This is a genomic window from Amycolatopsis sp. NPDC052450 (assembly GCF_044547565.1).
Classification (GTDB): Bacteria; Actinomycetota; Actinomycetes; order Mycobacteriales; family Pseudonocardiaceae; genus Amycolatopsis.
In genome coordinates this window covers 117640-135771 of record NZ_JBIUAQ010000009.1, presented here as the reverse complement: position 1 = coordinate 135771, position 18132 = coordinate 117640, and the positions used below count along the sequence as shown (strand labels likewise).

General features: G+C 69.3%; 16 protein-coding genes. 8 read left to right on the top strand and 8 right to left on the bottom strand.

The window, feature by feature from the left end; translation table 11 throughout:
- Window positions 1-23: 23 nt before the first annotated feature.
- The 3 genes from ACIHAO_RS17780 to ACIHAO_RS17770 are packed head-to-tail and all read right to left on the bottom strand — an operon-like array spanning window position 24 to window position 3529.
- Window positions 24-1610 carry an alkaline phosphatase D family protein gene (locus tag ACIHAO_RS17780; RefSeq protein WP_396559034.1) on the bottom strand — a complete coding sequence of 529 codons (1587 nt, stop codon included), beginning with the start codon at window positions 1608-1610 and terminating at the stop codon, window positions 24-26.
- Window positions 1607-2281 (bottom strand): hypothetical protein, encoded by a 675-nt coding sequence (locus ACIHAO_RS17775; RefSeq protein WP_396559032.1) that lies wholly within the window; start codon window positions 2279-2281, stop codon window positions 1607-1609. The genes ACIHAO_RS17780 and ACIHAO_RS17775 overlap by 4 nt, the downstream gene beginning before the upstream one ends.
- 9 nt (window positions 2282-2290) lie before the next feature.
- Window positions 2291-3529, bottom strand: coding sequence for a YncE family protein (locus tag ACIHAO_RS17770; protein WP_396559030.1), 1239 nt, complete (start codon window positions 3527-3529; stop codon window positions 2291-2293).
- 144 nt (window positions 3530-3673) lie between these two features.
- Here ACIHAO_RS17770 and ACIHAO_RS17765 point away from each other — a divergent pair, with 144 nt between their 5' ends.
- Entirely contained in the window at window positions 3674-4807 is a 1134-nt protein-coding gene (locus ACIHAO_RS17765) for a PucR family transcriptional regulator (protein WP_396559028.1), read from the top strand.
- A gap of 130 nt (window positions 4808-4937) precedes the next feature.
- Window positions 4938-6599 carry a sulfatase gene (locus ACIHAO_RS17760; RefSeq protein ID WP_396559026.1) on the top strand — a complete coding sequence of 554 codons (1662 nt, stop codon included), beginning with the start codon at window positions 4938-4940 and terminating at the stop codon, window positions 6597-6599.
- Between the two features lie 14 nt (window positions 6600-6613).
- Here the strand turns inward: ACIHAO_RS17760 and ACIHAO_RS17755 are convergent, their stop codons facing one another.
- Window positions 6614-7576, bottom strand: coding sequence for a helix-turn-helix transcriptional regulator (locus ACIHAO_RS17755; RefSeq protein WP_396559024.1), 963 nt, complete (start codon window positions 7574-7576; stop codon window positions 6614-6616).
- A gap of 61 nt (window positions 7577-7637) precedes the next feature.
- On the opposite strand from ACIHAO_RS17755, the gene ACIHAO_RS17750 reads away from it, so the two are divergent.
- On the top strand, window positions 7638-8795 hold the full coding sequence (locus tag ACIHAO_RS17750) for an epoxide hydrolase family protein (RefSeq protein ID WP_396559022.1): 1158 nt from the start codon (window positions 7638-7640) through the stop codon (window positions 8793-8795).
- A gap of 491 nt (window positions 8796-9286) precedes the next feature.
- Here ACIHAO_RS17750 and ACIHAO_RS17745 read toward each other — a convergent pair whose 3' ends face one another.
- On the bottom strand, window positions 9287-9829 hold the full coding sequence (locus ACIHAO_RS17745) for an ArsR/SmtB family transcription factor (RefSeq protein WP_396559020.1): 543 nt from the start codon (window positions 9827-9829) through the stop codon (window positions 9287-9289).
- A 75-nt stretch (window positions 9830-9904) separates the two neighbouring features.
- On the opposite strand from ACIHAO_RS17745, the gene ACIHAO_RS17740 reads away from it, so the two are divergent.
- Window positions 9905-11086, top strand: a complete 1182-nt coding sequence (locus tag ACIHAO_RS17740; protein ID WP_396559018.1) for an MFS transporter — start codon at window positions 9905-9907, stop codon at window positions 11084-11086.
- Window positions 11087-11285: 199 nt separating this feature from the next.
- On the opposite strand, the gene ACIHAO_RS17735 is transcribed toward ACIHAO_RS17740, so the two are convergent.
- A complete protein-coding gene (locus ACIHAO_RS17735) occupies window positions 11286-11645 on the bottom strand; it encodes an arsenate reductase family protein (RefSeq protein ID WP_396559016.1) in 360 nt (119 codons plus the stop codon).
- Between the two features lie 90 nt (window positions 11646-11735).
- On the opposite strand from ACIHAO_RS17735, the gene ACIHAO_RS17730 reads away from it, so the two are divergent.
- The gene (locus ACIHAO_RS17730) at window positions 11736-12305 is read left to right on the top strand and encodes a YdeI family protein (protein WP_396559014.1); all 570 of its coding nucleotides are present in this window, start codon (window positions 11736-11738) and stop codon (window positions 12303-12305) included.
- A 1-nt stretch (window position 12306) separates the two neighbouring features.
- Here the strand turns inward: ACIHAO_RS17730 and ACIHAO_RS17725 are convergent, their stop codons facing one another.
- Window positions 12307-13512: a PP2C family protein-serine/threonine phosphatase gene (locus ACIHAO_RS17725; protein ID WP_396559012.1), complete on the bottom strand. Its 1206-nt coding sequence runs from the start codon at window positions 13510-13512 to the stop codon at window positions 12307-12309.
- A 9-nt stretch (window positions 13513-13521) separates the two neighbouring features.
- Window positions 13522-14217, bottom strand: coding sequence for a TetR/AcrR family transcriptional regulator (locus ACIHAO_RS17720; protein ID WP_396559010.1), 696 nt, complete (start codon window positions 14215-14217; stop codon window positions 13522-13524).
- A gap of 43 nt (window positions 14218-14260) precedes the next feature.
- Between ACIHAO_RS17720 and ACIHAO_RS17715 the strand changes: the two genes are divergently transcribed.
- The 3 genes from ACIHAO_RS17715 to ACIHAO_RS17705 all read left to right on the top strand — a co-directional run bounded on the left by ACIHAO_RS17715 (window position 14261) and on the right by ACIHAO_RS17705 (window position 17864).
- A complete protein-coding gene (locus ACIHAO_RS17715; protein ID WP_396559008.1) occupies window positions 14261-15073 on the top strand; it encodes a thioesterase family protein in 813 nt (270 codons plus the stop codon).
- Between the two features lie 78 nt (window positions 15074-15151).
- Window positions 15152-17215: a hypothetical protein gene (locus ACIHAO_RS17710; RefSeq protein WP_396559006.1), complete on the top strand. Its 2064-nt coding sequence runs from the start codon at window positions 15152-15154 to the stop codon at window positions 17213-17215.
- 226 nt (window positions 17216-17441) lie between these two features.
- Entirely contained in the window at window positions 17442-17864 is a 423-nt protein-coding gene (locus ACIHAO_RS17705; protein ID WP_396559004.1) for a DoxX family protein, read from the top strand.
- Window positions 17865-18132 lie beyond the last annotated feature (268 nt).

Here is an 18132-nt window from a genome sequence, read left to right as displayed (position 1 = left end):
ATATTACCGAGCGCGTGGCCGGGTCAAGCCAGCCTCTGCCTGGCCACCTCGATCAGCCCGTCGCCGGTGGCCTGTTCGATCGTCGTGACGGCGGAGCGGCCGGCGGTCTCGACCGTGGCGACCACGTTGCCGAAATGCGGTCCCGACGTCTTCCGCCAGTCGACCGGCAGGGGTTCGACACCGCCCCGCGCCGCCCACCGGCGGGCGAGCGTGGCCAGCGAGGCCGACCAAGTGGCGCCGAACGCGAGCCGGAGCGGCCGCGGCATCGCGTTGTGCACCGGCGAGCAGGTCAGCTGGTACACCGCCGACGTCACGGGCTCGGGGTAGCGCGCCTCGGCGATGTAGGCGTGATGGACGTCGCCGGAGAGCACCGCGATGGTGGCGGGCGGATCCTCCCCACGCCCCTCTCGCGCGATCATAGCGGCAAGCCTGTCGAACGAGTCGCGGAACGACGCCCAGTGCTCGAGGTCGCCCGCCTGCCGGATCTTCTCCGCGAGCCTTCCTCGCCATCCGGGGCGCGTGCAGGCCCGTTCGTTGAGCGACTGGAGATGGGAAATGACCGGCGGCAGCAGCCACGGCAGCGAAGAGCCGATGAGCAGGTGGTCGCAGGCTTCGGCGGCGTTGTTTTCGATCCAGTCGAACTCGTCGTCGTCCACCATGCACCGGGCGCCGCCTGCCAGGATCCGGCCCGCCCGGCTGTCGATGACCAGCAGCCGCACCTTGCCGAAGTCGCGGCGGTAACTCCATCGCGCGCCCTTGGTGCCGTCGCGGTCGTCGTCGGCCTCGTCGGCGAACGCGACGAGCAGGTCGGCGTTGTCACCACCGGAGGTGAGGGCCTTCTGGAAGGTCGCGTCTTCGGCGAGTTCGGCGGGGCCGAGGTTCCCGAGATGCTGGTAGACCCAGTACGACATGATCGCCCCGCGCAGGCGCTCCTGCCACCACGGTTGCGCACGCATCTGCTCGCGCCAGGTGTGCGAGGTGTTCCAGTCGTCGCGGACGTCGTGGTCGTCGAAGATCATCGACGTGGGCACGGTGGAGAGCAGCCAGCGGATCACCGGCTCGCCCCAGGCTTCGAGGTAGAGGTGCGTGTACTCCTCGAAGTCCGTCACCTCGGTGCCGGGCGGCTTCGAGATGTCACGACGCCGGGAAAGCCATTCCTGCGTCTCGTCGGTGGTTTCGTCGGCGTAGACCTGATCCCCCAGCATCAGCAACGCCTGCGGCCACTCGGACTCCTCGCCGTCGGCCATCCGGCGGGCGTACGCGGCCAGCGCGTCCGGGCCGAAGGTGTCGCCGTCGTGCGGTTTGCGGCAGGAGCCGAACACGAGCCGGACCCGGGACTCGTTCCCGGGCAGGGTCCGGATGCGGCTCGGCGGGAACCCGGAATCCTCCGGAGGCCACACCTTTTCGCCGTCCACGCGCACGTCGTACTCGGTGCTGGTGCCGGGTTCGAGCCCGGTCAGCACGAGCAGGGCGTAGTGGTGACCCCGGATCTCGAACGTCCTCGCGGTCGTGCCGAGGACTTCGACCTCACTCGCGGTGCCGGTCTCGACCCACACCGTCGCCGACGTCTCGTCGACGTGGCGCAGCAACGGACCCAGTCGCAGACTCATTCCCCGAACGGTGCCACACCGGAGCCAAGATCGTGCGCTGAGCGGAGTCTCAGCCGAGCCGCGCGAAGATCGCCCGGATGTCGGCCAGCGCCTTTTCCCGTTCGGCGTCGTCGTCTTCGTACCAGCCGTCGGCGGCCCGGCTCCTCGACGATCGCCTCGGGGGTGAATTCCTCGCCGAACAGGTAGGGGCCGGCGCAGTAGGTGAACCCCGACTCGCTCAGCGGGTCCAGGCCTTCCCGGCGGCAGTGCTCCAGGAAGCCTTCGGCCTGTCGCCATCCCTTTCCGTCGAACCAGAACACGCCACCGGCGTAGTGGATCGCCGCCCCCGTCTCGGCATCGACGAGGTTCAGGGATTCGTAGTTCTCGGGGCGGTTTCGCACCAGCGCGACGAGGTTTTCGGGGACGCCGCCGTAGAGCGCCTCCTGCACCGAGTAGTCCTCCTCGGCGTACAGGTTCAAGTCCGACTCGTGGTCGAAGGTCAGCAGCAGCGCTTGCTTGTCCGGCGTGAAGTACCAGACCGCCGACTGCCCGCCACCGTCGTTCCAGGCGAACCGCTCGGCGCCGTCCACCGCGATCGGCGTGATCTCGGCGATCGCGTCGATCACCGCGGTCCGCCGCCGCACCTCTTCGAGGGATGTCGCACCGAGGGCCGCCCAGATCGCTTCGCTCACCGGCGAAGACTACCGGCCGGCGGGCCCCGTCCAGCCTTCGGGCACGTGCCCGATCCGGATGCGCTGCGGGTGGTCGCCGACCGGGACGGACTTGACCTTCGCACCGGTCGCGAAGTCGATCGCGGTCACCTGGTCCGACGCGCTTTCCGAGATGACGCAATGCTTTCCGTCACCGCTCACCGTCGCCCAGTACGGCTTCGCGGCCGTCACGAGCTGTGCCTCGCGCAGGCTCGCACGGTCCACAATGGTCGCGTAGTCGTCCATCGTCCCGGCGACGCACAGCTTGTCTCCCGCCGGGCTCATCGACAGCCCGTGGTGCCGCGAGTCGTTGACCCAGGTCGTGCGGTCCTCACTCGTGTTCGGGTTCTTCGGCAGCGTCTTCGACCGCGTGATCCGGTCGGTGGCGACGTCGTATTCGAGCAGGCCGTTGAAGAACGAGACCTGGAAGTACAGCTTCGACTCGTCGGGGGTGAACGCCACCGGCCGGACGGCGTCGGACAGATCGCCGCGCCCGAAAGCGTCCAGGCGCTGGCGCATGTCGATCACCTTGACCTGCTGGAAGGTCTTCGCGTCGACCACGGTGAGCTTCCGGTCGCCCTTGGTGAAGTCCTGCCACGGCGCGTCGAGCGCGGTGTTCACCTCGCCGATCGAGCTGTTCCAGAGGTACCGGCCGCCGTCGGTGTAGGTGTTCTCGTGCGGTTTGTCGCCGGTCTTGAACGAGCCGAGCTGCTTGCCGGTCTCGATGTCCAGCACGTGGACGGTGTTCGACGTCGAGGCCGAGACCGCGATGCTGCGGCCATCCGGCGACACCGCCATGTGGTCGGACCGGAAGCCGGACACCGGGAAGCGCCAGTTGACCCGGCCGGTGGCGAGGTCGATCGACACGACGTCGGCGAAACTCGGGCGGGACGCGACGACGGAACGGCCGTCCGGGGTCGTGTAGAGGTCGTCGACCAGTTGGTCGTGCCCCTCGCCGACGCCGTTGCGGATACCGAGGAAGAACGCGAGCTTGATCGGGTTCAGGTAGATCTCGGTGAGCCGCTCCTCCTTGTCCGGCACCATGTTCACGCGCGCGATCTTCGCGTAGTCGCCGGAGGGCCGGATGACGTCCGCGGTCCCCTCCCAGTTGTTGCCCACGAACAGGACCTGCCTCAGGGCCGCGCTCGCACCGGCGACGGGCACCGAGCCCAGCGCCGCGACGGCGAGGCAGGTCACGAGGACGGTGTTCAGCAACCGGCGTTTCCGCATCGGGCGCACCTTTCGGCGAGGGCCTGTTACCTTTCGGTAGCTCACAGGAAACCAACCGGCCGGACACCCTCGGTAGGGGCCGGTCGCCAAGGACCGCCGGCTTCGTTGTGCACCGGGCACAATCCGCGCGGGAAGGCGGTGGCGATGGCGCACCGGTCGCTCCACGACGTGCTGGCCGCGATGGCGGCCGACGCCGGCGTCGTCGACGAAGTGGTCCGCGCCGCCCGCACGGAGTCGCCGGAAGTGGCGCGGTTGCCGGTCGACGAGAACCGGCGGCACGTCGCGATCGTGCTCGCCGCCGGCCTCGCCTCCTTCGACCGGCCGGGTGGGGCCGGGGAGCAGGACTACGCCGCGGCCGCCGTCCTCGGCGCGGACCGGGCCACGCAGGGCGTGCCGCTCGCCGCGCTGCTGCGCGGGGTGCAGGCGGGCCGCAGCCGCGCGGTCGAGATCGCCGTCGAACGCGGCAAGGCGGCAGGCGTTCCGGACGACGTCATGCTGGCGGCGCTGGTGGACTTCGACCGGAACACCCGCGCGCTCGAACGCCAGGTGATCGCCGGCTACCACGAAGCCGAACTCGAACTCTCCCGGACGGTCCACGACAGCCGGGCCCGGCTGCTGCGGCGACTGCTGAGCGGGGACACGACGCCGCCTTCGGCCGAGGAGGTCGCGAGCACCGGGCTGAACCCGGGCGGCCGCTTCCACTGCCTGCTCTCCGACGTCGGCGATCCGTACCAGGCCATGGTCGTCGAGCGACGGCTCGGCGCGACGGGTGGCGTCTTCGGCCTGGTCGAGGGACGGCTGACCGGGCTGGCGCCGCGGCTGCCCACCGCGTCGGCGCTCGGGGACGACGTCCTCATGGTGGTCTCCCCCGCCGTCCCGCTCGCCGAGGTCCGCGCGATGCACGCGCTGTGCGTGATGGCGCTGCCGACTCGCTCCCGCGGTCTGCACGCGGTGGCCGATCTGGCCGTGGAGACCGCGCTCGCCGCCCAGCCGGGGCTCGCCGCGCTGCTCGAAGGCACCCTGCTGAGCGCGCTGACGCCAGGCGACCCCTTCCACGAGCAACTCGTCCAGACCGCGCTGGCCTACCTCGACCACGGACGGCGGCTCGACCAGACGGCCGCGGCACTGCACGTCCACGCGAACACCGTCAGGTACCGGCTTTCCCGGCTCGGCGAGATCACCGGGACGTCGCTCGACCCGCCGGAAGACGACGGCGGCACGCATGTGCGGCACACCGTCGGCTGGTGGTGGGCGCTGCGCACCTGGCGCTCGGGCTGAACCGCCGGGGTCCGCCATCCGTGTAACCCGATGAAGGCAGTCCACCCCGGAAGGAACCCGCCTTGTCGGTGTCACAAGAAGCGCGCGTGTCCCCGCCCGACCAGCAAGCCTCAGTTCGGGAGACACGCCCTTGTCGGCTTTGATCCGTCCCGCCCTGGCCGGCCTGCCCGGCGACCGGACGACAGCCCGCGAAATCGCGTCCAGCGCGGCGACGACGCTGTCCGCCGTCCTCGTGCTGTTCGCCTTGCTCGTGCCGAAGGACCTCGAGGGGCTGACGCCGGAGGCGTTCGTGCGGCTGCCGGTGGAGGCGCTGCTCGGGGTGGCGGTCGTGCTCATGCTGCGTGACGGCGCGAGGCGGATCGTCGCGGTGTCCGCCGGCGCGGTCCTCGGGCTCCTGACCGTGGTCAAGGCCATCGACATCGGCTTCGGGCTCGCGCTGAACCGGCGGTTCGACCCGGTGTTCGACTGGGGTGTGCTCGGCAACGGCGTCGATCTGCTCGGCACGTCGATCGGCCAGGCGGGCGCGATCGCGTCGTTCGCCGGGCTGACGCTGCTCGCCGTGGTCGTGATCGTGCTGATGGCGCTCGCCGTCCGGCGGCTGAGCCGGGTGGTGGCCGGGCGGCGCACCACGTCGACCAGGGTGACGGCCGTGTTCAGCGTGCTTTGGATGGTGTGCGCGGTCTCGGGCGCGCAACTCGCTCCGGGGCAGCCGCTCGCGTCGCGCAGCGCGGTCGCCTTCGCCTACGAAGACCTCCGCCAGGTCCGGGCCGGTATCCGCGACAGGGAGGCCTTCGCCGAGGAAGTCGCCGTCGACGCCTTCCGGGACACTCCGCCTTCCGGGCTGCTGAACGCGTTGCGCGGCAAGGACGTCCTGTTCACCTTCGTCGAGAGTTACGGGCGGGTGGCCGTCCAGGACTCCGACATCGCACCCAAGGTCGACGCGGTTCTCGACGCCGGGACCGCACGGCTGAAGAACGCCGGATACGGCTCGCGCAGCGCCTTCCTGACGTCGCCGACGACGAGCGCGGGAAGCTGGCTGGCGCACTCGACGTTCCAATCCGGCGTCTGGGTCGACAGCCAGCATCGGTACGACGACTTCGTGAAGACGGACCGATTCACCCTCGGCGGTGCGTTCAAACGCGCGGGCTGGGAGACGGTCGGTGTCGTCCCGGCGCATACCGAGGACTGGCCGGACGGCAAGGTCTACGGCTACGACCGCTACTACGACTCACGCGGCATCGGCTATCGCGGCCCGCCGTTCTCCTACGCCACGATGCCGGACCAGTTCACGCTTTCGGCTTTCCAGCGCGCCGAACGCGCGAGGCCGGACCGGCCGCCGCTGATGGCGGAGATCGACCTGGTCACCAGTCACTGGCCGTGGACGCCGCTCCCCCGGCTGGTCGACTGGACCGCCGTCGGCGACGGGTCGATCTACAATCCCATGCCCTCCCAAGGGAAAACGCCCGAAGAGGTGTTCACCGACCCGGCCAAGGTGCGCGGCGCGTACGGCGACTCGATCGTTTATTCGCTGAACTCGCTCATCTCGTACGTGGAGACGTACGGCGACGACGACCTCGTGCTCGTCTTCCTCGGCGACCACCAGCCGAATCCGATCGTCGCCGGCACGGGCGCGGATCGCGACGTGCCCATCACCGTGGTCACGCGGGACAAAGCGGTACTCGACAAGATCACCGGCTGGAACTGGCAGGACGGCCTGAACCCGGACCGGAACGCGCCGGTCTGGCGGATGGACGCGTTCCGGGACCGCTTCCTGACCACTTTCGCCCACTGAGTTCCCGCAATTCGTCACCTACTTGCGGTCGCGTCGCGGTACCGGTCGGCCAACTCCCGCAAGTAGGTGACTAATTGCGGGGGTTCGGTGACCTGGAAAGGGAAGTTGAGTAGTCCTAAGTGGACAGCCAGGGTCTCGATGGTGTCCGCGCCGGTGTGCAGGACGCACGTGTTCGCGTCGACGGCCTCCACCGTGCCGACGGCCGGGTTGATCCGCGCGGTCACCTCTTCGGCGGACGCGTGCACGGTGACGTCGGCCCGGTATCGCCACGCGGCGGACGAGACGCCGCGCCGCACCCGGTCCGTGACGTCCTCGGGCAGCTCACGCGCGGTGAACCGCGGACCCGTCGGGACGCGCGGCGTCAGCCTGTCGACGCGGAAGGTGCGCCAGTCGCCGCGGTCGAGATCCCACGCCACCAGGTACCAGCGGCGGCCCCAGTTCACGAGACGATAGGGCTCGACCTTCCGGACACTTTCCGAACCGTCGTGGGCGCGGTAGCCGAACCGCAGCACCTCGCGATCCCGGCAGCAGGCCGTCAGCACGGTGAGGGTCTCGGCGGCGACGCGCGGACCGGGCTCGTCCCTCGGCACCGGGATCGTGTACGCCTGCAAGGCGTTCACGCGTCGCCGCAACCGCGACGGCAGCACCTGCTCGAGTTTCGCGAGCGCGCGCAACGACGTCTCCTCCACGCCCGCGATGGTGCCGCCCGCCGCGGTGCGCAGGCCGATCGCGACCGCGACCGCCTCCTCGTCGTCCAGCAGCAACGGCGGCAGCTCGGCACCCGCGCCGAGCCGGTAGCCGCCGACCGAACCGCGGGTCGCGTTCACCGGATAGCCGAGCGCGCGCAGCCGCTCGACGTCGTTGCGGATCGTCCTGGCGCTGACCTCCAGGCGTTCCGCCAGTTCGGTGCCGGTCCAGTCACGGGGAGTCTGCAAGAGGGAGAGCAAACGGAGTAGTCGTGCCGAAGTTTCCAACATTTCTGCAGACTGCTCCTCCATTAGGAACGAGGTGTTCCTAATGGGACTCTACCTTGGTCTTATGAACGAGAACACGGAGATCAAGCCCTTCCGCATCGACGTCCCGCAGGCCGAACTGGACGACCTGGCCGACCGCCTTGCCCGCGTCCGCTGGGCGAACGAACTGCCCGCCGACCAGGTGACCGACGGGGTGCAGCGCGGACCGGTCACGCCGGGCTGGGAGTACGGCGTGCCGCTGGACTACGTGCGGCGTCTGGTCTCGTACTGGCGCGAGGGCTATGACTGGCGCAAGTGGGAGGCGAAGCTCAACGAGTACCCGCAGTTCACCACCGAGATCGACGGGCAGAACATCCACTTCTTGCACGTCCGCTCGCCGGAGCCGGACGCGACGCCGCTGATCCTCACGCACGGCTGGCCGAACTCGGTCTTCGAATACCTCGACCTGATCGACCGGCTGACCGACCCGCGTTCGAACGGTGGCGACGCGGCCGACGCGTTCCACGTCGTGATCCCGTCGCTGCCCGGGTTCGGCTTCTCCGGCCCGACGCGGGAGAAGGGCTGGAACCGGTACCGCACGGCTCAGGCTTGGGCCGAGCTGATGCGCCGTCTCGGCTACGAGCGTTACGGCACGCACGGGAACGACGCCGGTTCGTTCGTCGCCCCCGAGGTCGGCCGCGTCGACGCCGAGCACGTGATCGGCGTGCACGTCACACAGCTGTTCTCGTTCCCCAGCGGCGACCCGGCGGAGTTCGAAGGCATGACCGAGAAGGAACTGGAGTACATGCAGTTCCTCCAGACCTTCAACGACGACATGTCCGGCTACGCGAAACTCCAGGAAAGCGCCCCCCAGAACCTCGCGCACGCGCTCGCCGACTCGCCGACCGGGCAGCTGGCCTGGAGCGCGCAACTGCTGGCGGGCACGAGCGACGACCACGTGCTCACCAACGCCACCCTGTACTGGCTCACCAACACCGCGGCGTCGGCGGCGCGGTTCTACTACGAGGACAAACACACCGAGCACGCAGGCGAGCCGACGACCGCGCCGACCGGCCTCGCGAGTTTCGCCTACGACTTCCGGCCGCTGCGGCGCTTCGCCGAGCGCGACCACGCGAACATCGTTTCGTGGCAGGAATTCGACCGCGGCAGCCACTGGGCGACCCAGGACGCGCCGGACCTCCTGCTCGGCGACATCCGGGATTTCTTCCGCAAGCTGGCCTGAAAGCACGAGTGAGCGACGGGTCCAATGGGTCGCGAGTGGCGATTCGGGTTCTGGCGAGCCTCCTCTTAGGTACCTACTCCTTGACCTGCGGCGTTTCTTGCGTGATGCCGGGTTTGAAGTACATGAAGGACCCATTCCCTGCTCTTCAGCGCTTCCCACGGCCCGGCGTCGAACTCTCATGTCGTGAAGGGCCCCATTGAGACCTTCACCGTCTCCAAGGGGCCCTTCACGACATCCCCACGAACCGCGACCACTCACGCGAGCGCCCGACTGGAGTCCTGCACGTACCTGGGGAAGGCGTGAAGGCCGAGTTTCCTCCGCTGAGCCGAGGGAAGGGGGACTTCACGCGCAGCCGCTGTGCCTGCTGGTGCCTGGGGGTGACCGTGGCGATTACCGAATCCGAGGCCTGACATCAACCGCAGCCTCAACCACGTAGGTACCTAAGACACCCTTGGCCCTAACCCGAATCGCCACTCACGACCCGCTCGGCCTCACTCTGCCATGCGGTGCAGCAGGAAGATCCCGTTGAGCAGGGGCCGGTCGAGCCGCTGCCCGTCGGTAGCCATGTACTCGTCGAGGATGTCGAGGATGCGGTTGTCGAGTTCGGTGGCCTCCTCCGGCGAGAGGTGCAGCGCGAATCGCTCGACCACCCGCACCGAACCCGGACCCGCTTCGCGAAGTTCTTCCTGGAATGCCTCGATCGGCCCGAACCGGGTTTCTTCGTCCTCGTCGTTCAACGGCCCATCGAGCCACCAGCTCTTGCCGACGCTGCGGTAGGGCTTCTCGAGCGCCCCGCTCGCGCCGGTGCGCACGGGTGCCTGCTCCAGCAGGCCGGCCTCGGCGAGCTGCCGCACGTGGTAGAGCACCGTGCCGGGGTCCTTGCCGAGCCGGTCGGCGAGCTCCTTGTTGGTCAGCTCCCGCTCGCCGCAAAGCCGGAGAATGCGCAGCCGCAGGGGATGTCCGAGCGCTTTCGCCTCACGTGCCGTCGCCTCGCGCCGCCGGTCCGCGACCCTCGCGGCGACCTGATCGTCCATGACCGGAGCGTAGCCGACCGATGGAGAAGAGAAACATCGATGGAGTTTTCTCAATCGATGTGCGATTCTCGATCGATGACCTCGCTGGGGAGCGCCTACTGGCGGCTGTGGAGTGCGTCGAGCTTGTCGAATCTGGCCGACGGGATCGTCAAGATCGCGCTCGGCCTGGTAGCCGTCCAGCTCACCCGGTCGCCGGCACTCATCGCGGGGCTGGCGTTCGTGTCGTCCTTGCCGTGGCTGGTGTTCGCCCTGCACGCCGGGGTACTCACCGACCGCGTCGACCGCCGCCGCGCGATGCTCACCGCCAACGTGCTCCGCGCGGGCCTGCTCGCCGCGCTCGCCGTGGCGATCGCGGTGGATTTCAGGTCGATTTGGCTGCTCTACGTGGTCGCGCTCGGACTCGGGCTCGCCGAAACGGTCCACGACACGGCCGCGCAGGCGATCCTCCCTCAGATCGTCGGCCGCGACCGGCTGACGCGGGCCAACAGCCGCCTCTACGCCGCCGAACTCACCGCCAACGAGTTCGCCGGGCCACCGCTGGGTGGTTTCCTTGTCGCCGCGGGCGCCTTAGCCGCCTTCGCGACACCCTCGGCAATTTGGATTGTCGCGGTCTTCGCGCTCTTCTTCGTCCCGGGTTCGTTCCGCGCGGAGCGGACACGCGACACGACCGTGCGCGAAGATCTCGCTGAAGGACTGCGTTTCCTTTGGGAGAACCGGATTCTCCGCATTCTGGCGATCATGGTCGGCGGCTTCAACTTCGCCACAAGCGCCATGATCACGCTCTTCGTGCTCTACGCGGTGGGCCCCACTTCAGCGATGGGCCTGACGGAACAGGCCTACGGCTTCCTGCTGGCCACCATCGCCGTCGGCAGTCTCGCGGGGTCGTTCGTGGCGGAGCGGATCGAACTCACACTCGGCCGATCCCGCACCTTGGCCTTCAGTCTGCTCACCGGCGCCGCGCTCGTCGGAATTCCGGCGGTGACCACGAATCCTTACGTGATCGGCGCGGTGTTCTTCCTCGGTGGGACCGGAGTCGTGGTGTGGAACGTTGTCGTCGTATCGCTGCGACAGCGGCTCATCCCCGACCACCTGCTCGGCCGGGGCACCAGCGGCCACCGGCTCGTCGCGTGGGGTACCAAACCGCTGGGCGCGGCGGCGGCGGGACTGCTCGCGGAGGCTTTCGGGCTGCGGCCGGTGTTCGCGGGCGCGGCCGTCGTGATCCTGGCGCTCCTGCTGCTCACCCCTCGTGAGCGGTAAGGACGGTCAGAACCAGTGCGCGAGTGGCCGTCTCGCGTGACTGGACGGACGACACACGTGACTGGACGGACGACACGCGTGTTCAGGCGGACGACTCGCGTGTCGTCCGTCCAGTCACGCGTGTCGTCCGCCGGATCACGCGTGTCGTCCAGCCAGTCACGCGAAACGGCCACCTCGGCACAGCGCCGGCCTGAAGCGGTCAGCCGGGCAGCACCGACCGCACGGCTTCCGGGGTCCGCCCCACCACGGTCGTGCCGTCGTCGGCGGTGATGATCGGCCGCTGGATCAGCTTCGGATGGGCGACCAGTGCGTCGATCCACCGGTCGCGGTCGGCGGGGGTGCGTCCCCAGGTCTTCAGTTCGAGTTCCTTCGCGATCGGCTCGGCGGTGCGGGTGATGTCCCACGGTTCGAGCCCGAGCCGCTTGAGGACGGCCTTCAGTTCCTTCGCCGTCGGCGGCTCTTCGAGGTACTTCCGGACCGTGTACTCGGCACCCGCGTCGTCGAGCATCGACACCGCCGAACGGCATTTGGAGCACGCCGGGTTCACCCAGATCTCCATCCGAGGCCGTCTCCCTTCGAAAAGTGCTCAGTCGGTGAGCACTTTGCTTCCGATGATGGTCACAGACGTTACGGCGAAAGGAACCCGGCCATGGACGAGACCACCTTCAGTGCCACCGGCCCCGCCGAATGGCGCGCGTGGCTGGCCGAGAACGCCGGGACCGAGAAGGAGGTCTGGCTGGTCATCCGGCACAAGGGCAGCGGCGTCCCCAGCGTCCGGATCGAAGAGGCGATGGAGCAGGCCCTGTGCTTCGGCTGGATCGACGGGCTGCACCGCAAGCACGACGCCACGAGTTCGCGGTTGCGGTTCACGCCGCGCGATCCCCGGAGTTCGTGGAGCCGGGTCAACCGCGAGCGGGCCGCTCGCCTGATCGCCGACGGGCTGATGACCGAACGCGGGCAGGCGATGATCGACCTGGCCAAGGAGAAGGGCCGCTGGCAGGTCGTGCCGGACGGCGACGGCGTCCCCGAAGACCTGCGTGCCCGGCTCGAAGCCGACGAGGCGGCCCGCACCCATTTCGAGAAGTTCCCGCCGTCGTCGAAAAGGCTGATCCTGGAGTGGATCCTGACCGCGAAGAAGCCGGAGACCCGCGAGCGGCGGATCGCCAGGACCGTTGAACTCGCGGCCGTGAACGTCCGCGCCAATCACCCGGTCCGGTGACTCAGTTCGGTTCGCGCCGGGCGACGAGGAGGGCGATGTCGTCCTGCGCGGGCGTCGTGCCGACGAGCGCGGCCATCACCCGCGCGCAGACCACGCCGGGCTGTTCGGCGGTGACCACGTCGGCGAGCCGCCGCAGGCCGACGTCGATCAGGTGATCCCTGCGCTCCACGAGACCGTCGGTGTAGAAGGCGAGCACACCGCCGGGCGGCAGATCGAGCTCCACTGTCCGGCGCGACGGCCCGGTGACGCCGATCGGCGGATCGACCGGGACATCGACGAACGCCGAAGGTCCGCCGGGCGCCGCGAGCACCGGCGGCAGATGCCCGGCCAGCGAGACCGCGAACTTGTCCCGCGAAGCCGACACCAGCCCGTACACGACGGTGGCCAGCGCACCCGGCTCGAAATGCTGGACCTTGCGGTCCAGTTTGGACAGAACCTCGGCCGGATCGTCCGATTCGAGCGCGTAGGCGCGAAGCGCGCTGCGCAGCCGTCCCATGATCACGGCGGCGTTGAGGCCGTGCCCGGCGACGTCGCCCATCACGATGCCGAGGCGGTCGCCCGGCAGCGAGAACAGGTCGTACCAGTCGCCGCCGACCCCGGGCTCGGCACCCGGCACGTACCGCGCGGCGAAGCTCAAGCCGGGAACAGCGGGCAGCCGCGCCGGCAGCAGGCTCCGCTGGAGCGCCGCCGCGGCCGCCCGGTCGGAGGTGGAGTTCTCGATCTGCAACGCCAGCGCGAGCCGCCCGGCCACCAGCCGCAGCAGTTCGATATCGGTCTCGTCGAATTCGCGCGGCGTCACGGAACCGACGTGCAGCACGCCGATCAGCTCGTCCTCGGCCAGCATCGGCACCCCGAGCAGGGCGCGCAGCCCGCGTTCCCACAGGAGCGCGTTGACCACGGTGGTCGCGTCGACGTGGTCGAGGATCACCGGACGCCGTTCCGCGGCCACCCGGCCGGCGAAGCCCGCCCCGACGGGGACCCGGGCGTCCTGATAGACCTCCTCCTCGATACCCGACGCGGCGACGGCGTGCAGCAACTGCGCCTCCGGGTCGTGCCGGAGCACCGTGGCCGTGTCGACGCCGAGGACCTCGCGAACTCGCGTGAGGAGCGTGGCCATCACCTTCTCCTGGTCGAGGTGACCCAAGGTCGTATCGGTGATGGCTTCGAGCACCTGGAGGCGATCGTCGGTCGTCGGGGTCCCGGACATGCGAGGAGCCTATCCAGTCCGATGCCGCGATGTCGCCCAGCCCGCCGCCAGTTCGTCCAGGTCATCCGCCACTACGGCACTCGGCGGAATGGCGTCGCGCGGGACGCGGCAGGCGAGCGCCGTGCCGAGTCCCGCCATCCGGATGACGGTGTCGATCAGCGCCTCGGGCTCTTCCGGCCAAGTGAATCCCGGCTGCGCGATCAGCAGGCTCACGCAGCCGTGCATCGCCGACCAGAGACCCATCGCCAGGACTTCCGGTTCGCCGCGGAGGATCCCGGCCCGCACGCAGGCGGCGGTCGCGTCGGCGAGATACCGGAAACACGCGACCGCGCCGGGCGACGAGCCGCCGGAGGGACGCATCAGGAGCACCCGGTACTGCACCGGATGGTCCAGGGCGAACCGGGCGTACACCCGTGCGCACCGGCTGAGCGCGCGCAGGGGATCGGCGACCTCGGCGGCGTGATCGCGCATCCGGTGCCCGAGTTCGTCCCAAACCCGGAGACAGACCGCTTCGAGCAAGGCATCTCGGCTCGGGAAGTGCGCGTAGACCGACGGTGTGGAGACGCCGGTCCGGCGTGCGACGGCGCGAAGTGTGAGCGCCTCGTCGGTCCCCGCCTCGCCGAGCAGGGCGTCGGCGGCGGACAGGATCTCGCCCCGCAGCTTCTCTCCTTCACCCGGCCGCGCCTTCGTCCGCTTCGCGCCCATGCCGTGATGCTGCCAGCTTTGACTTGACACCGTCAACTTGACGGTGTCAGCTTTGGGTATGGCGCACTTCCAGACCGCGACCGCCCTGCTTCGCCGGGGCGAAGACCCGGTGTTCGACACCGAACTCGATCCACAGTGGACGATCGGGACGAAGCTGCACGGCGGCTACCTGCTCGCCGTGCTCGCCAAGGCCGCCGCCGAGGTCTCCTCGCATCCGCATCTGACCGCGATCAGCGGCTCGTTCTCGGTGGCGCCCGAGCCCGGTCCGGCGGTCGTCGAAGTCGAGGTGCTGCGCGAGGGCCGCGGCCTCACCCAGCTGCGCGCACGGCTGAGCCAGCACGGCGCGCCCTGCACCGAGGCCCTGATCACCCAGGGCGTCCTGACCGGCGGCGACGCGTGGTGGTCCGGCGTGGTCCCGGTCGAGATGCCACCGGAGCAGGATTGCCTGCCCGTACCCGCCGACGGCGGTGGCGGGTTCCGCATCGGCCTGATGGACGTCGTCGAGCAGCGCATCGACCCGGCCTCGGCGGGCTTCGCGGTGGGACAGCCGTCCCGGAAAGGCGTCATCTCGTCCTGGCTGCGGCTCGCCGACGGCACCGACTGGGATCCGGTGAGCCTGCTCGTGGCGCTCGACCCGGTGCCGCCGATCTCCTACGACCTCGGCATCGCGGGCTGGGCGCCGACCGTCCAGTTCACCGCGTACCTGCGCGGGCTCCCGGCACCCGGCCCGGTGCGGGTGCGGATGCGCGCGGGTGAGATCGGCGGCGACCGGATGGACGAAGTCGCGGAGCTTTGGGACGAAAAGAACAGGTTGATCGGACAGGCGACCCAAATCGCCGCCGTACGCGTCCCCTGAACCACCCGAAAGCAGGACCATGACGCGACGCCGGGAGTTAAGATCCGGCGTCGACGTCATTGTTCTGGGGGCAGAACCATGGAAGTGGAACCACGCCGCGCGGGTGAGAACGACTCCGCCGGCTCCGACTCCGGCGGAGCCGAGATCACCCGGCTCTGCCGGACCCTGGTGCCGCTGGCGGCCGCGGGCAAATACGCCGAAGCCGCGTCGACCTATCGGTGGGTGACCAGGGCCTCGTCCGGGGCGCCGCTCCGCTACGGCGACCACGCCCTGCGGCTGGAGTTCTGCGCCCTCACCGGCAACGAGCACCTCGGTCTCGATCTTCTGTCGCTTTTGGACGGTGTCGGCGACCATTCGGACGCCGTCGGCAGGCTCGAGTTCTTCGCCTCGGCGGCCTTGCTCACCCGCCGGTTGACGGAAACCGGATACGGCGAGATCCGGTTCGTTCTCAACGGTCCGTACGACGGCCTTTCCCTGAGCAGGCTGAACGTGCGGATGCGGGCGGCGGCGTTCGTCGAAGCGGAGGAACTCGACGGACGCGAGCACACCGGGTACTTCACCGCGCACGCCGAAGCGAAGATGGCCGCGAAACCGGTCGCGGAATTCGTCCCGCTCCTGCCTTCCGCGCTTCCCCGGGTCCCGATCCTGCCCCCGCCGGGCCTGTCCGCGGAGGAACTCGTCGTCCGGGCGGAAATCCACAACCACCGGTGCGAACCGGAAGAAGCGCGAGCCTGTCTCGCCGCGATCGAGGACGTCCCGGACGAGCTCGTCCCGCGGCTGACCGAACTGCGCGCGATCTTCTTCCAGGGCGACGACACCGAGGAAAGGCTGCGCGACGCGGCCGCCGGATTCCGGCGACAGGGTGACGAAAACCGGTTCCTGCTCAACCAATGCTGGCTCGGCCTGTGGCTCGTCTTCGACGATCAGGCCGAGACCGGGGTCGCGCTGACGACGGTGGCCGCGGCGCGGTTGCGCGCGGGGCCGGACGATCACGCCGCCTGCTGGGGCGAATACTGGCTGGCGCACGTCCTTTCCGGACAGGGCCGCACCGCCGAGGCGTACGAGGCCTTGCGAAGGGGAGCCGAACGCTCTCGCGAAACAGGCGATCCCTTGCTCCACGGCACCCTTCTGTGCCTTGAAGCGTCATTGCGGAACGGCGACGGCGAGGATCCGGTGACCACACTGGAACTCGCGCGGGCGGCGACGGACGCCTTCATCGTCGGGAACGTCGGAGAAAAGGCCGTCGAAGCCGTCGAACAGGCCCGGATCGCTTACGAGCGAACAGGATCACTCGACGAACTTGACGTCTTCGTGGAGCACCTGCTCGCGACGCTGCCCGTCGGCGGCCCGGAACGGTTGCGCGGACATCTCCGCCACCTCCGTGCGCTGTCCCTGATCGGCACCGGCCGGTTCGCCGAAGCCGTCGACGACGCGTACGCGGCCCTCGGTACCGCCGCGTCGAAAGGCAAGGACACCGCGGAACACTGGTACGTCCTCGTCACCGCGCTGCACGGCGCCGGACGCTTCGACGAGGTGCTCGACGTCGCGCCCCGCGCCATCTCACTGCTCGCCGCGTCACCGGACTGGGACCACCGCTGCCGGTGGATGTACGCCGACACCTACCGCGCGCTCGGCGAATCTTCCCGCGCCTTCAACGAATACGCCGTCCTCGCCGAGATCCTTGAGTCCTCGGGCGACACCGGGCACTCCTACATCTCGGTGAGCATGGCCGCCGCCGAACAACTCGACCTGCTCGGCTACGGCGCGAACGCCGCCGACTTCTACGCGCGGGCGGCCGACGCGGCGGTGGCGATCGGCGGCGGCTACGTGGCCGCCACCTGTCGTAACGCGGCGACGCTTTCCCGGCTGCGGTCCGGCGACCTCGACGCGGCGCTGACCGCGCTCGACGTCGCGGAAAACGCCGTCCACGCCGTGAAAACCGAGACCGCGCCCGCCAGGGACCATCTCATCGCGCAGCTCGACCACGTCGCCGCCCACGTGCTCAGCGCCGCGGGCCGGATCCGGGAAGCCGCCCGCCGCGCGCTGCGCGCCGCCGAAACGTTCCACCGGATAGGCGAAGCGGAATCCGCCCGCGACGTCGACCTGCTGCTCGAACAGATACTCCTCGGTGACCAAAAGTGACTCGCAATTAGTCCTCTGAATGCGGTTCGTGCTGGGTTGGTCCGTGAAGGACTCCTTGAGGGACTCTGGGTCCCTCAAGGAGTCCTTCACGGACGCGGAACACTCGATGCCAGCCCCAGTAGGCCCACCAGTCACAACGATGGCGCGTGAAGGCGACCAGGGCGCCGGTACCGAGAGGGCCGGTGGCCCCTTGCGGGTCGCCACGCCCCGGAGAAAGATCCCCGGCATGTCCGGAGGAATCAGCGGAACCCGCGGCCTGCCCCTCGGCTCGATCGTGCTGTGGGTCGTGCGCGTCGCGCTCGCGGCCGAGTTCCTCTACAGCGGCTACCTGCTGTTCGCGGGCGGCCACACCGAACAGACCTTCGCCGAAATCGGGCTCGGGCAGTGGCTCCGGTACGTCACCGGCGTGCTCGAGGTCGGCGGCGCGATCGGCCTGCTCGTCCCCCGCTTCGGCGGGCCGGCGGCGTTGCTGCTGGCGGGCGTCATGCTGGGCGCGAGCGTCACGGAGCTGTTCATCCTCGCCAACGGCGGCCCGGTCCTCCCGCTGATCCTGCTGATCGTCTCCGCGACGCTGGCGTGGTTCCTGCAAGATCAGACCCGCGCGCTCCTCGGCATCGAGCCGCCGGCCGAGGACGAGGACGACCGCTAGCCCCTCTCGGCGAACGCGCGGCCGTCTTCCTCCGAACGTCGCAACCACCTCCCGCCGAATGCACCGATCACCGGGACGGTCAACGAAAAACCGCATGTCAGCGCGCCTCGCGAGCACCTGACGAGGACGGCGAAATCCGATCATCAGCGTGATCATGCGCTCACTCAAGGTGAAAGATTGCGGCTCGTTTACAACGAACCGGCCACCTGCTTGACAGTCGGAGTGGTACGTACCACGCTGCCCGCATTGGTCTACACCATTTTGTGGG

Excerpts from the sequence above, each read along its gene's own strand:
- ACIHAO_RS17735 (WP_396559016.1), bottom strand. The coding sequence starts at position 11,645 with ATGGAGATCTGGGTGAACCCGGCGTGCTCCAAATGCCGTTCGGCGGTG.
- ACIHAO_RS17745 (WP_396559020.1), bottom strand. The coding sequence starts at position 9,829 with ATGGACGATCAGGTCGCCGCGAGGGTCGCGGACCGGCGGCGCGAGGCG.
- ACIHAO_RS17730 (WP_396559014.1), top strand. The coding sequence starts at position 11,736 with ATGGACGAGACCACCTTCAGTGCCACCGGCCCCGCCGAATGGCGCGCG.
- ACIHAO_RS17705 (WP_396559004.1), top strand. The coding sequence starts at position 17,442 with ATGTCCGGAGGAATCAGCGGAACCCGCGGCCTGCCCCTCGGCTCGATC.
- ACIHAO_RS17740 (WP_396559018.1), top strand. The coding sequence starts at position 9,905 with ATGACCTCGCTGGGGAGCGCCTACTGGCGGCTGTGGAGTGCGTCGAGC.
- ACIHAO_RS17725 (WP_396559012.1), bottom strand. The coding sequence starts at position 13,512 with ATGTCCGGGACCCCGACGACCGACGATCGCCTCCAGGTGCTCGAAGCC.
- ACIHAO_RS17750 (WP_396559022.1), top strand. The coding sequence starts at position 7,638 with ATGAACGAGAACACGGAGATCAAGCCCTTCCGCATCGACGTCCCGCAG.
- ACIHAO_RS17720 (WP_396559010.1), bottom strand. The coding sequence starts at position 14,217 with ATGGGCGCGAAGCGGACGAAGGCGCGGCCGGGTGAAGGAGAGAAGCTG.
- ACIHAO_RS17710 (WP_396559006.1), top strand. The coding sequence starts at position 15,152 with ATGGAAGTGGAACCACGCCGCGCGGGTGAGAACGACTCCGCCGGCTCC.
- ACIHAO_RS17755 (WP_396559024.1), bottom strand. The coding sequence starts at position 7,576 with ATGTTGGAAACTTCGGCACGACTACTCCGTTTGCTCTCCCTCTTGCAG.
- ACIHAO_RS17765 (WP_396559028.1), top strand. The coding sequence starts at position 3,674 with ATGGCGCACCGGTCGCTCCACGACGTGCTGGCCGCGATGGCGGCCGAC.
- ACIHAO_RS17780 (WP_396559034.1), bottom strand. The coding sequence starts at position 1,610 with ATGAGTCTGCGACTGGGTCCGTTGCTGCGCCACGTCGACGAGACGTCG.
- ACIHAO_RS17770 (WP_396559030.1), bottom strand. The coding sequence starts at position 3,529 with ATGCGGAAACGCCGGTTGCTGAACACCGTCCTCGTGACCTGCCTCGCC.